General features: G+C 34.2%; 16 protein-coding genes. 7 read left to right on the plus strand and 9 right to left on the minus strand.

The features are described from left to right. Nucleotides 1-22 precede the first annotated feature (22 nt). Entirely contained in the window at nt 23-1990 is a 1968-nt protein-coding gene (locus LQ189_RS15870) for a transglycosylase domain-containing protein (RefSeq protein WP_230158515.1), read from the minus strand. A gap of 669 nt (nt 1991-2659) precedes the next feature. Between LQ189_RS15870 and LQ189_RS16325 the strand changes: the two genes are divergently transcribed. The 6 genes from LQ189_RS16325 to LQ189_RS15890 all read left to right on the plus strand — a co-directional run bounded on the left by LQ189_RS16325 (nt 2660) and on the right by LQ189_RS15890 (nt 4852). Further along, nucleotides 2660-2797, plus strand: a complete 138-nt coding sequence (locus tag LQ189_RS16325; RefSeq protein ID WP_370634880.1) for a ribonuclease domain-containing protein — start codon at nt 2660-2662, stop codon at nt 2795-2797. A gap of 4 nt (nt 2798-2801) precedes the next feature. Continuing rightward, nucleotides 2802-3176 (plus strand): barstar family protein, encoded by a 375-nt coding sequence (locus LQ189_RS15875; RefSeq protein ID WP_230158517.1) that lies wholly within the window; start codon nt 2802-2804, stop codon nt 3174-3176. A gap of 109 nt (nt 3177-3285) precedes the next feature. Beyond that, nucleotides 3286-3756, plus strand: a complete 471-nt coding sequence (locus LQ189_RS15880) for an Imm44 family immunity protein (RefSeq protein ID WP_230158518.1) — start codon at nt 3286-3288, stop codon at nt 3754-3756. 151 nt (nt 3757-3907) lie between these two features. Next, on the plus strand, nt 3908-4105 hold the full coding sequence (locus tag LQ189_RS16330) for a polymorphic toxin type 23 domain-containing protein (RefSeq protein WP_370634899.1): 198 nt from the start codon (nt 3908-3910) through the stop codon (nt 4103-4105). After that, nucleotides 4017-4349 (plus strand): polymorphic toxin type 23 domain-containing protein, encoded by a 333-nt coding sequence (locus LQ189_RS15885; protein WP_255667907.1) that lies wholly within the window; start codon nt 4017-4019, stop codon nt 4347-4349. The genes LQ189_RS16330 and LQ189_RS15885 overlap by 89 nt, the downstream gene beginning before the upstream one ends. After that, on the plus strand, nt 4343-4852 hold the full coding sequence (locus LQ189_RS15890; RefSeq protein WP_230158519.1) for a hypothetical protein: 510 nt from the start codon (nt 4343-4345) through the stop codon (nt 4850-4852). The genes LQ189_RS15885 and LQ189_RS15890 overlap by 7 nt, the downstream gene beginning before the upstream one ends. Before the next feature lie 145 nt (nt 4853-4997). On the opposite strand, the gene LQ189_RS15895 is transcribed toward LQ189_RS15890, so the two are convergent. The 8 genes from LQ189_RS15895 to panC form a co-directional block, all read right to left on the minus strand. Then, nucleotides 4998-5510, minus strand: a complete 513-nt coding sequence (locus LQ189_RS15895) for a hypothetical protein (protein WP_230158520.1) — start codon at nt 5508-5510, stop codon at nt 4998-5000. 209 nt (nt 5511-5719) lie between these two features. Beyond that, nucleotides 5720-6121 (minus strand): heme-binding protein, encoded by a 402-nt coding sequence (locus LQ189_RS15900; protein WP_230158521.1) that lies wholly within the window; start codon nt 6119-6121, stop codon nt 5720-5722. A gap of 215 nt (nt 6122-6336) precedes the next feature. Then, nucleotides 6337-6885, minus strand: a complete 549-nt coding sequence (locus tag LQ189_RS15905) for a YbhB/YbcL family Raf kinase inhibitor-like protein (protein ID WP_230158522.1) — start codon at nt 6883-6885, stop codon at nt 6337-6339. Nucleotides 6886-6972: 87 nt separating this feature from the next. Next, nucleotides 6973-7812, minus strand: coding sequence for an AraC family transcriptional regulator (locus LQ189_RS15910; RefSeq protein WP_230158523.1), 840 nt, complete (start codon nt 7810-7812; stop codon nt 6973-6975). Nucleotides 7813-7845: 33 nt separating this feature from the next. Continuing rightward, a complete protein-coding gene (gene radA / locus LQ189_RS15915; RefSeq protein WP_230158525.1) occupies nt 7846-9207 on the minus strand; it encodes a DNA repair protein RadA in 1362 nt (453 codons plus the stop codon). Continuing rightward, on the minus strand, nt 9207-10355 hold the full coding sequence (locus LQ189_RS15920; protein WP_230158527.1) for an alpha/beta hydrolase-fold protein: 1149 nt from the start codon (nt 10353-10355) through the stop codon (nt 9207-9209). The genes radA and LQ189_RS15920 overlap by 1 nt, the downstream gene beginning before the upstream one ends. A 255-nt stretch (nt 10356-10610) precedes the next feature. Then, nucleotides 10611-10961 carry an aspartate 1-decarboxylase gene (gene panD / locus LQ189_RS15925; RefSeq protein ID WP_230158530.1) on the minus strand — a complete coding sequence of 117 codons (351 nt, stop codon included), beginning with the start codon at nt 10959-10961 and terminating at the stop codon, nt 10611-10613. 14 nt (nt 10962-10975) lie between these two features. Next, nucleotides 10976-11824: a pantoate--beta-alanine ligase gene (gene panC, locus LQ189_RS15930; RefSeq protein ID WP_230158532.1), complete on the minus strand. Its 849-nt coding sequence runs from the start codon at nt 11822-11824 to the stop codon at nt 10976-10978. Nucleotides 11825-11932: 108 nt separating this feature from the next. Between panC and LQ189_RS15935 the strand changes: the two genes are divergently transcribed. Beyond that, entirely contained in the window at nt 11933-12739 is an 807-nt protein-coding gene (locus LQ189_RS15935) for a glycogen/starch synthase (protein WP_230158534.1), read from the plus strand. The last annotated feature ends 19 nt before the right edge of the window (nt 12740-12758 follow it).

The following is a 12758-nucleotide window of genomic DNA, read 5'->3' on the forward strand; positions in this document are numbered from 1 at the left end:
GTTTTTAGTTTTTTTGAGAGATTTAGAAATCAAATTCAGTCCCTGCGGCAAGTGAATCTACTTTTATCAGGGTTGAATCTAGTACTTTGAACTTTATAAAAGAACGTGCAGGTCCTGAGATAAAAATAGGTATTGAAGTATACAAGGTGTCTTCTGGAGTCAAGAGTCCTCTTCGTAACATTATTTTTGTCAAAAAAACTTCCTGTTTTGTTGCAAAATCTTTCAACAATCCTTGATCGTTAAACTGATACATGAATTTCTTTGGACTCGGAATAATTCGAGCCAAGTATAGGCATTCGTTTAGAGACAACTCCGCTGGTGTTTTCTGGAAATAAAACTGACTTGCTTCGCCAATTCCATATACATTTGGACCCCATTCGATAATGTTAAAATACACTTCCAGCATGCGTTCTTTGCTCACAATCCTGTTGTTTTCAAGGATGTAAACTAATAATATTTCTTCTAGCTTGCGCGAAAGTGTTTTTTCTCTGCTCAAAAAAGCATTTTTCACGAGTTGCATGCTAATGGTACTAGCGCCACGAGCAAATTTTTTGGTTCTAATGTTCTTTACGATCGATTGTTTAAAAGCCTCACTGATAAAGCCGCGATGTGAGAAAAACGAAGGATCCTCAGTAGTTAAAACTGATTTTTGTAAGTAAGGCGAAATTTGATCTAATGGGGTGTAATTAGGGTTTGCGGTACCCACAAGTACAGGTCTTTGCAATACGTTATTAATCAAGGCGCGGTATACAAACTCTCCATTGAGCTTGGTTAAGTTCGCGTCGCCATATTTTGTAATTTTTAAGTTTTCTTTCTTTAAAGTACTGTCAAAAACCAAACGGTTGGGTTTGTTTTTATTGAAAGCAAAATCCAATTTATAAGAGAAAGTTCCGCTTGCTTCCATGCCTTTGAAATGCGTAAATAAGCCTTCAGGCAAAGAGGTTATGAAATCCTGAGCCTTCATTTTTGGGATGTTTACCTTGAGTTTGTAGAGCGTGTCAAGAGCAGTGTCATAGGCTAGGTAAGGATGGAATTTTATCTTATTGAGTTGTACGGTTGAAGTACTGTCAATAGAAATAAAATCAGATCCTAATAAAAAACGGTAGTCAAACTTAGCATTTTGCAACACTACATCTTTATTGGCTATTTTAGGATGATTGATTTTTAAATTGGCAATAGCCATAAAACCATCAATGTGTAGCTCATCACCATCTTTGTCAATGTTTTCAAGATTCAATCGTATGGTGTTGAAACTAGTTTTCAGGTTGAAACGTTCATCAAAATAAGGGAGTTTAATGGCGCCAGTATCAATGTTTACAAACTGAATGTCTGCTTTTTTATTTCTTGGATCTGCAAAACCTTTAAGTTTCCACCGTTGTGAGATGGTATTGGTTTCTACTTTTATGGATGTCTCCAATTGTTTATTGGCCAAACGTAGTTTTTGAAAATTGATGTTTGTTTTTTTGCCGTTATCATCTATTTTAAAAGCAAGATTGTCTAGCACCATATCTGTAGGAACTAAATTCAATATTTTGGTGATAAGAGCATAAGCAAATTCGGCATAGTCCCTTTTTTTATTGGTTTTTTCCGCTGAGGGATCCTTTTTCAAGAACGCATCAAAGTTTCTTTTTTTTCCTTTTTTTACTAGTTGGATGTAACCGTTTTGTATGTCTAATGTTCCCAGTTGCACCTCGCCCGAAATTAGTTTTAAGAGGTTAACGGTTGTTTTTATTTTTTCAATTTTAAAAAGGGTATCAGCATCTTTAGGGATTAGTGTGATTTCAGACATACTTAGTCCAGATAAACCATCAAATGAGGCTTTTTTAACGGTGAAACTACTGTTGTATTCTACCGTCATTTCATTTGAAATTTTGTCAAGTGTTTGTTGTAAAACGGCATCTCTAAACACAAAAAAACCTCCTACAATAAGGCATATTACCACGAGGAGTATCTTAAAAAAAAGACCAATTTTTTGTTTTGTGATTTTCATGTTTACTGTATTGATTTGGGGTGGCTAAAATAGCAACTTTTCCCTTGTTTTGTATGCGGTTAACCTAAAGTTTAATAAACCATTAGCATATAAATTGTTTAGGGCTATCTTGCTTTTAAAATTGGTTGTGGTACAAACTACTTATTTTATCACCCTGTTCATGCAGGAATTGTAGAGAAAGCATCACACTATATTTACTCCAGTGCTAGTAATTATGTTTCTGATACAGGCTTGGTGAAAATCGAAAAAGCAGACTTTCCCCTTGTTGATGTCTTGAATTTGAATAATTTTACGAGGTACAATGAATATTGAGTTTGACAAAGTTATGGTGGTGTATCGGATTGGGTACGAATTCGGAGATATTCGCAATGCACCTAGTATTTAACAACGTTTTGTTTTAGAGAACACTTCGTAGAGCGCGAGACAGGTTTAAGCAGTAGAGAATAAACTAAATAATAGACCCCGAAAAAGATTTGGTTATAAAACACCTAACCAAGTATATTTACATAAATTAACAAATCAAGAAAAAGTTTCATATATGACTTGAATCCGCTATTTTAATAGAAAAATTTACATGTATAAATTAAATCTTGTTTTAGTTTACCGCGTTGCAAACGCTATGGATTATTTTTTTGAAAGTAAGATGACACTCGTTACAAACGAGCGCCAGTGGGATATTATAATGAATTTGTTCATCCAACCCCGGGTGTTAGTGGTCCTGGACTAATGAGAATAGTAACGGGACAAAATGGTGAAGTGTGGTTTACAGTCGATCATTACAAATCATTTATATTAATAAAAAAATAAAAAAATGAATTCTTTTAAGTTTTTGCCAAATGTTTTAAATTATAAATCAAGTAACGATTGTGTTTTGGTTATTCCTCCAGAAATTATTGATAAAAATGGATTGTTACAGTACATAAGTTCAAGATTAAGTTTCCCAAATTATTTTGGATATAATTGGGATGCTTTATATGATTGTTTAATAGATTTAAAATGGATTGAACAAAAGAAAATATCATTAATTCATGATGATTTGAATATTTCAAACAATGATGATTTAAAAATTTATCTCAATATTTTAGAAGATGTGGTGACTAATTGGCAAGAATCTGATAAACATTTATTTGAAGTTGTATTTTCAATTAAATTAGAAGATAAGATAAAATTTTTGTTTGAGAATTAACCCGATCTCTCGGATTTGTCCACGCTAGATAGAGCGGAATTTTATTCCGTACCCGTAAAGATTGACAAGTACCACAAAATTACACCCCTAAACCTTAATATGCACTAAGATGATTGATGATAAAAATATATTTGGTTGCTATGTATCTGTTACACAAGCATATCTCGATTCTGACCAAAAAACAAAGGATTTAGCAACAGAGCAAGGACAGTTATTTAGGGCTTATGTATGGAGTGAAAAAGGTATTTGTGAAGTTATTAAGAAGTTGAACCGAGACGATTATGGCAAGGATTTGAAATTAGCTTTGTTTCAATTCTATATAAATCCAATACCAATGATGGGGCAAGCTTTAAAGGATATAGAAAGTTATAGAAAAAAAGAAAAATCTATTGGTATTCCGATAATTGTAAATTATGGTAATTTCTTTAGTAAAAGTGAATCAGAGCGTTATGATTTTTTGAAAGAATCTATTTTGCAAAAATTAGATTTGCTTGGAGAAGTAGTAAAAAAGAAAAAGTTAGATACCAATATGGAGTTATTGAAATCGGATTTAAAAAATATTTTGATTCAGTATATGTAGTCATTAATTAAGCAAGAACAGACAAAACAAGACAGAAATACTCTATTTTAGCTAGTTATGACGATGGAAACAGGGAGTTTTTTTAGGAGCAAACAGTTGGAGTGGCACTGGAGGTATAAAAGAATTTAGCCAAAGAACAGGAGTTTTAGGTATTCATAGTGGCGACTTTAGAGCTACGTATGAAAATGATGGGGGTCATGTTTTAAGTAAACTTGGAGATGCTAACGATAATTATAGAACTGCAGCTTTAAATTTATCTGTTGGGAAATTTACCGCAGGATTTAACTTGTTTACTGGACAAAGAAATACAACTGATCAGGAAACAGAAGGAAAAAAAATATGGTTTTAAAGACCCAATGGGAGTTTGTCACCAAAATTCAGCAACAAACGAACAAGGAACAAAATACAGGCTAGGGGCATTAACTGTTGGTTATGGTGGTTATCGTGTGGGCGTAAATAGTGAACACGTTCGACACGCCATCCAAAATGCAGTTATACACAGAATGATAGGCGATAATGAATTTGTAAATACTTCTTGGAATTGGAAAGTTTATTCTCAATACAGAACATCTAACGGTTTTACATCATGGTAAAAAAAACAATACTATTAGCACTTCTACTTTGTATGGCAAGTTGTTTTTATGCCCGAACTGATTATGGTAATATTAGATTAAAGCCTTATCGGTTTACAATAAAATCAAATTCAAATCCTGATGTTTATAAAATCATTGATACCACAAAATTATATGAATTGGTTGATGCTATAAATATAAAATACAATCAAAGGCCAAACAGTTTAAAAAAGGAGTTTCTAAAATTCTATGCCAATGGTAGAGTTGGAGAATTTGAAGTTTATTATGAGAGTGATATTAAATCATTAGACCCTAAAAAAGCTAAAATGGCATATTACAATTATGATGGTAAAAATTTAGTAATTCAAATTTATTTTGAACACCCACAAGGTGGAGGATTAATCAAAAAGAACTTTAAAGAAATTAAAAGGGATACTTTAGAATTAATTAATGACAGTTATTTGTATCAATACAAAATTCTAGATTTACCCAAAGATTTTTTAATTTACAAGCCTGATTGGTAAGAAAGGATTAAAAAACAAGAAAATACAGCTGGCTCGTTTGTTCATGTTAACTGGTGCTCGATTTTATCGAGTACCAACTTACCTTATGAAAATGAATTGTAGCATTTGCAAAGTGACTTTCCCTTAACTATGGTCCTGAACATTTCTAGGCTAAATCTAGCAGTAATTTGTCTACTTTTTGTTTTTGTGTTCCGTATTTTATTTGTAGCGGAGAGCCTTCGCCCATTCGAGTGAAATATTCCAGTGCTTTATGGGCAAAAAAACGTTTGTGAAAATGAGATAGTTCAGGAACTTGCGGGTATTGTTCATGAAAAAGCATTTCATAATAGGCTTGCCATTCCCTTTCATTTTTATCATGAATGGTGTTTTCAGGCGTTTTTTGTGCCACGTGAATCATCTCATGAAGGAGTAAGTTGAGCATTAAGGGAAGTGGATATTCAAAAGTATTCTCCGGTATCCGAATAATTTGTGGTTCACCCAAAGCACCTTCGGTAGTCATTAGGATGAATTCAGGCTTGGCTTTTTCTCTGAGTTCAAAACCTTTAAAGTTGGGGTGTGTAAGGCCGTATTCTTCTATCAAGAACTTTGCTGCAGCAATAGTTTCCCCCATTTCATGAAAGGAGTTTACAATTTGTAGTTGGTCTTGATAGGTTTTCATTGTTGGGTAGTAGTGCGGTTTATTTCAGTTTTTATAGATGCGAAATGCATGGTAAATATACTTTATTTGTTTTTATTAAATAGGATGCAGTCAAAATGTAGTTGATTTTTATTCCTAGTCAAGTTATTATTTTATCTTCTCTGACTACAAATAAAACAGCCTAACAAAGCAAAAGTTTGTTAGGCTGTTTTAGTATGTAGTTTTGTAGGTTACAGGATCGCTTTGGCTCCAAAGTCAGCTACAAGGTGATCGTCTTCTACGGTGCTTCCGCTTACTCCAATAGCTCCTATTACTTCACCATCATTGTTTTTGATAACAACACCTCCAGGAAAAGTAATCAATCCGCCATTACTGTGCTCAATATTGTATAACGGAGCATCAGGTTTTACTAACGGTGTTAAAGTTGCAGTGTCCATGGTGAACCACGCTGATGTTTTTGCTTTTTTGAATGAAATGTCAATAGATCCTATCCATGCGCCATCCATTCTAGCAAAAGCAACTAAATTTGCACCTGCGTCTACTACGCAAATGTCCATTTTAGTTCCAATTTCTTCTGATTTGTTTTTTGCTGCAGCGATTACTGCTTCTGCTTGTTGTAATGTAATGTTCATTTTTGTATTCTTATTTAATTTTAAATTGGGTACGTAATTCAATTGGGGCAGCACTTAAAGCTTCGCTACTTGTGTATTTTAGTTTTAGTGCTTCGGCTAATTCGTTAAATTGTGCTTCGATCATTCTGCTTACTTCACCCGATATAGGATTGTTGATTTTGAAGATTTTAAATCCATCACCAACGGAGTCAAGTGCTAATTTGACTTCGCATTTATTATCTTTTATAATGTGCTACAATAGTTGCTTTTGCAAGGGTGTTGGCCCATAAATTGTAACCAACTAACTCTGGGTTTGCAGTAGCGTCTAGTCCTAGTTTGTCCGTTTTTAGTGCGTAAACGGTGAAAATATAGGTGTGAATTCCGTGACCAACTGGCGGACATGGACCTCCAAAACCAGTCGCTCCAAAGCTTGTAGTACTTTGTACAGTTCCCGCTGGCATTAAATTTAAAGCTGGATTTCCTGCTTTTGAAACAATTTCATTCACATTGGTTGGGATGTTAAAGGCTACCCAATGCCACCATCCTGCTCCTGTAGGTGCATCTGGATCATAACAAGTAATGGCAAAACTCTTTGTTCCCTCAGGAGCATTTTCCCAACTTAATTGTGGCGATGCATTGTTTCCGTTACAGCCAAATCCATTAAATTCATTTTGAATGGTAAAGGATCCGCCCATATCTTTACTGCTTAGTGTAAATGTTTTTTGAGCAAAAAGAGTACCTGTAAAAAGTAGTACAGCTGATAAAAATAAAATTGATTTTTGCATGATGAATGCTTTTAAATTACAATGCAAAAGTCATTATTATGGAGGTAAACTCTAAAACTAAAAAGTTCAAAAAATGTTGCTAAAAGTTCAAATGTTGATTTGTGATTGTTTGGGAGTAGTTCCGAATTTATTTTTATACGCTTGAACAAAACTCGATAAATTTTCAAAACCTATTACTTCGTAGACATCAGAGGCGCGCATTTTCTTGGTTTGCAACAAGTAAGCCGCATGTTCTAATCTTTTTTCTTGAAACCATCGGATTGGACTTGTTTGAAATTCTTTATCAAAGTTGCGTTTAAAAGTGGAAACACTCATGTTACATAAAAACGAGAGTTCTTGGATGCTTAAATTGTTCAAAGCATTTTTGTGCATCGTGTCTACAAATGATTTTGCCGATGGATTTTGGTGATGTACAAAGTTTAATAAAAAATCGATACCCTTGATTTGTACAAGATACAGTAGAATTTCCTCAAATTTTAACGGCAGCATTTTGTTGATAAAATCAATAGGTTGTGTCTGGAGGTGAATTAAACTCTTAACAATATTTTGAATTACCCGATCGTATTCTGTGATAATAAAAGGATCGTTATTTTGTTTGTGATTGTTCTTGTAATCGTATTTTTTTAGAAAGTCTTCAACGGCTTTGTCTGAAAAAAAAAGCAGCATACTTCGGTAATTTTGACTCATAGAAATGCTTTCGCTCATCAAGCAATTACCCGCTTTGATAATGACAAATTTATCGTTTTCTATGCGTCTTGTATGGCTCTGAGTAACAAGTTCTTTTGTTCCGTTGAGCAGAAAACTAAAAACATTTTTAGAAAGTTGCACCTTGTTTTTATTGATACTTTTTGAAATAAAATATTCATACAGTTGTAGTTCACTATCGCTGTTGGTTTCTATTTGCTCAGGTAAATATTGAATTTCCATTTTATAATTTAAATTTTTCTACAATAAATATAGTTATCCAAATAGCTCACTTGCTACATCTTCTATTTTAGCGACCATCCTAATTTGTATACCCGTGTTTTTTAATGTGATTTTATTGTATTTAGATACAAAAATGGTCGAAAATCCTAGTTTTTCTGCTTCTTGAATGCGCTGATCTACTCGGTTTACAGGACGTATTTCGCCCGAAAGTCCTACTTCGCCAGCAAAACAAAAATCTTTATTAACCGGAATGTCTTCATTTGAAGATAGAATGGCAGCAACAACGGCTAAGTCAATCGCGGGGTCGTCTACCGAAATTCCGCCTGTAATATTCAAAAATACATCTTTGGCGCCAAGCCTAAAACCAGCTCTTTTTTCGAGTACTGCCAAAATCATGTTGAGTCGTTTGGCATTGTATCCTGTGGTACTTCGCTGTGGCGTTCCGTAGACTGCGGTGCTTACGAGTGCTTGAATTTCTATCATCAAAGGACGCATGCCTTCCAGAGTTGAGGCAATTGCGGTACCTGATAATTCCTCGTTTTTGTGCGAAATCAATATTTCAGATGGATTTGCCACTTCTCGTAATCCGCTACCGAGCATTTCATAAATGCCAATCTCGGCCGTAGAGCCAAATCTGTTTTTTAAAGAGCGTAAAATTCGATAAACGTGATTGCGGTCTCCTTCAAACTGCAACACCGTGTCCACCATGTGCTCCAGAATTTTAGGGCCTGCTATGTTTCCATCTTTTGTAATATGACCGATGAGAATCACAGGAATGTTGGTTTCTTTGGCAAATTTTATTAGTTCTGCAGTAGTTTCTCTGATTTGAGAAATACTCCCTGGAGTCGATTCAATATAATCCGTATGCAAAGTTTGAATGGAATCTATAATTACAATCTCTGGTTGAATGGCTTCAATTTGTTTGAAGATGTTTTGTGTCTTGGTTTCGGTCAAGATGTAGCAATTGTCACCGCTTGGTGTTATCCTTTCGGCTCGCATTTTTATTTGTTTCTGACTTTCCTCGCCGGATACGTATAGCGTTTTGTAAGGTAATTTTAAGGAAATTTGCAGCAAAAGCGTACTTTTTCCAATGCCTGGTTCACCGCCTAAAAGAATCAAAGAACCTGGAACAATACCACCACCTAAAACGCGGTTCAATTCGCCATCAGTAGTATCCATGCGAATCTCTTGCGCCGAATCAATTTCATTAATGCGCAATGGTCGTGGTGCTTTGCTAGTAGGAGTGGGCTCACTCTTCCAAGCCACTTTTTCTTGTTTCTGAATTATTTCTTCGGCAATAGTGTTCCATTCTTTGCAAGAATTGCATTGTCCTTGCCATTTGGCATATTGAGAACCGCAATTTTGGCAAAAAAAAGTAGTTTTTACTTTTGACATTATTTTTTTGGTATTTGAGTAATCATATCCTCGTATTTTTCAAGCATCATTGTTTTAGTCAAATCACCTATTTCTTCTTGTTGAGATGCTGTTTGATAGTATTTTGCTGCTCGTTTGGGGTCGCCCAATTTTTCATACATTAAACCCAGTTCATAATCTGAAAGCATGGATTTCGGATAGTTAACTGTTGCAATTTCGGCGAGTTGTCCCAGTTCTGAGTAAGCTTTATTTTTTAGTATTGCTGCTTCAATGGCTTTAAAATCATTGAGTCTCACTAGTGTTCTTAAACCTAAATTTTCATAAAGAGTGTCATAGCGCGCCACTAAATAATCTACATAACCAGAGGGTAAACTGGCTATTTTTTCACTAAATTCTAATGAAGAAATGGGTTTGTAAGATTCAAAGAAATGGTAAAGCGCATTAGGAATTGCTTGAAGTACCACAGCATAATGTGATGTGTTTTTAAAATTATCAAATTTATAGTGTACTAATGGATTTTTAACCTCCTGTAAGCCAGTATCTAGGTTTTTGATTCCATTTTGAATTTTGCGGATGTCACCATCTCCATTTGCCTGATAATAGAAAATAGATTTTTTGGTTTTTAAAAGTTCATCAGGTAATCTTTCCTGCATACCTTTTGTAAGTTCAGGTGCAAGTGAAATATAGGCTTGAAATAGCGGATTTTCTTTGTACAAAAAATAGTTTAAAAACCCTGCGGTAGTGTCATGTCCAGCTATGATTCTAAACGGTGCTGTGGGATATTTTTTTTCTAGATAAGGGATCAATTCTCCTCCTATAAAATTAAAAAACTGGGCTCCTTTACCAGTGAGTTCATCCTCTATGTCATCATGCATAGAGTCATCTATGCGTTCGTTTTTTTGATTTTGATGAATGCCAACAATAATGGTTTCAGGAAGATCATCCCAGTAGGCACCATATTGTAACGCTCCATAAAAAGGATCAAATAAATAATCTCCATCTAAAAGGATCAAGATTGGATATTTTTTATTTGGGTTTTTTTCTATTGATAGCGGCAGGCTTATAGTCAGTTCTCTCTTCTCTCCGAGTATTTGAGAATCGAATGTAAAGGATGTTTTTTGAGAAAAAACGGTCACGCTAAACAGCAATAATAATAGTGTTTTTTTCATTACAAGGTTAGATTTGGTAGGGGTCTTATTTTATGTGTAATTTACAAAGCAAGATACTATAATATTTGTTTTTTATTACAGGAGTTCTCTTTTTTTATGTTGTAAGTCGTGATTTAGCTGTGATTTTAGGTTTTTAATTGCTTTGCGTTTCAATTAGTTTTCTCTATTTTTTTTCACAAAAAAACCACAAACACTGCCTGTAACTGAGGTGCGTGTTTGTGGTAGTGTCATTATAACCCACTTCTGCTAGTGGATTTATGTTAGTGAATTGTCATTTTCATTAGGGAAAATAATCCATGGTTTAAATGTTTTTGCTTCCTCAAAATCCATGCCTGCATACGAAATAATAATAATGATATCATCTTTTTGTACCTTTCTGGCAGCGGGACCGTTTAGTGTAATGGTTCCGGAGTTTTTTTCTCCTTTGATTGCGTAGGTTTCAAAACGTTCTCCGTTATTGATGTTTACAATTGAAACTTTCTCACCTTCAATAATATTAGATGCTTCTAACAGTGATTCGTCAATAGTAATAGAGCCGATATAATTTAAATCTGCTCCGGTTACTTTAACGCGGTGAATTTTTGATTTTAAGACTTGGATTTGCATGCTACAAAGGTAAATTAATTTAATGAAATGGTATCAATCAATCTAATATTGTTGACTATTACCGCTATAAAAGCTCTGTATTTTTTATTTTTATTTTTTCGAGTGCAGGTTAAAAGTGTAGCTTCGTCAGCAATCGTAAAATATTCTAGGGTGAATTGTGTGTTATTTTCAAACGCTTTTTGAACCCATTTAGAAATCGTAAGCGTGCTGTCTTTTGAGAATTTTTCTTTTGCAGTTCTTAAAATTTTGTAAATCAGTGATGCTTGCTCTCGTTCTTGAGGTGTTAAGCGTTCGTTTCTGGAACTCATAGCAAGATTGTTGGCTTCTCTGTGTATGGGACAACCTATAACATTTACTGGAAGTTTACTTTTTGAAACCATCTTTTTTACAATTTGTAATTGTTGGAAATCTTTTTCTCCAAAATAAGCATTATTGGGAGTAACAATCTCAAACAAACGTTTTACAATAGTACCTACGCCATTAAAATGACCAGGTCTAAACTTGCCCTCCATTTGGTTTTCAAGTCCATCAAAATCAAAGGGCTGAGAAGTTGGTTTTCCGTCATAAATATCTTCAACAGTTGGTGCATACAAAATAATACGGTCGTCTAGATTTGTAAGCTTTTTAACATCTTCTTCAAGAGTTCTGGGATATTTTTCTAGATCCTCTGGATTGTTAAACTGTGTAGGGTTAACAAAAATACTAACCACTGTAGCGTCATTTTCTTGCAATGATTTTTTCATTAATGCAAGGTGACCTTCATGCAAAGCGCCCATTGTAGGAACAAACCCAATAGTCTTTTGACTATCTTTAATAGATTTTAAATAGTCCATCAAAGGTGCTTTTCCATAGAAAATTGGCATGGTAGTATTATTAAAATTAAATGCAAACTTACTATTTTAGTTAATAACTGCATAAATTTTTGTAATTTTGCGTGGTTTTTATTGCCAATAAATAAAGTAAATTACAATATGAAAGATAAGAGGATATTATATGTATCATCTGAAGTGGTGCCGTATCTCGCTGAAAACGAGGTCTCTTTAATGTCTTATGACGTTCCAAAAATGATTAATGATCAAGGTGGACAGATAAGAATTTTTATGCCAAGGTATGGAAATATTAACGAGAGAAGACATCAATTACACGAGGTAATTAGACTTTCGGGGATGAATTTGGTAGTAAATGATTTGGATATGCCCTTAATTATTAAGGTCGCATCGATACCAAAAGAGCGTATACAAGTTTATTTTATTGATAATGATGACTACTTTAAACGTAAAGCAACTTTTGCTGACGAAGAGGGTGTTATGTATTCTGATAATGATGAGCGCGCTATTTTCTTTGCAAAAGGTGTAGTAGAAACAGTAAAAAAACTCAACTGGGTTCCAGATATTATCCACGTTCATGGATGGTTAGCAGCTATGTTGCCTGTTTATATGAAGCATTTTTACAAAAACGAAGCTTTATTTTCAGAAACAAAAATTGTAACATCTGTTTACAGTCAGTCTTTTGATGGTACTCTTGATGTTGAAATGATCAATAAAGTAAAATTTGATGGTGTTCCAGAAGATGCAATAGCTGATCTTGAAATCCCTAACTACGAGAATATTATTAAAACCACCATAAAGCATTCTGACGCAGTAATTATCGCTTCTGATTCACTGACGCCAAGTTTAACAAAATTTATAGAATCTTCAGGAAAACCTTTTTTACCTTTCGCACCGAAAGATGCATTCGCCGAGGCGTATACAAATTTCTACATAAACGAAATGCTTTAAATTAACCCTTTTTAATACA

Source organism: Flavobacterium sp. CECT 9288 (assembly GCF_918731615.1).
Lineage (GTDB): Bacteria > Bacteroidota > Bacteroidia > Flavobacteriales > Flavobacteriaceae > Flavobacterium.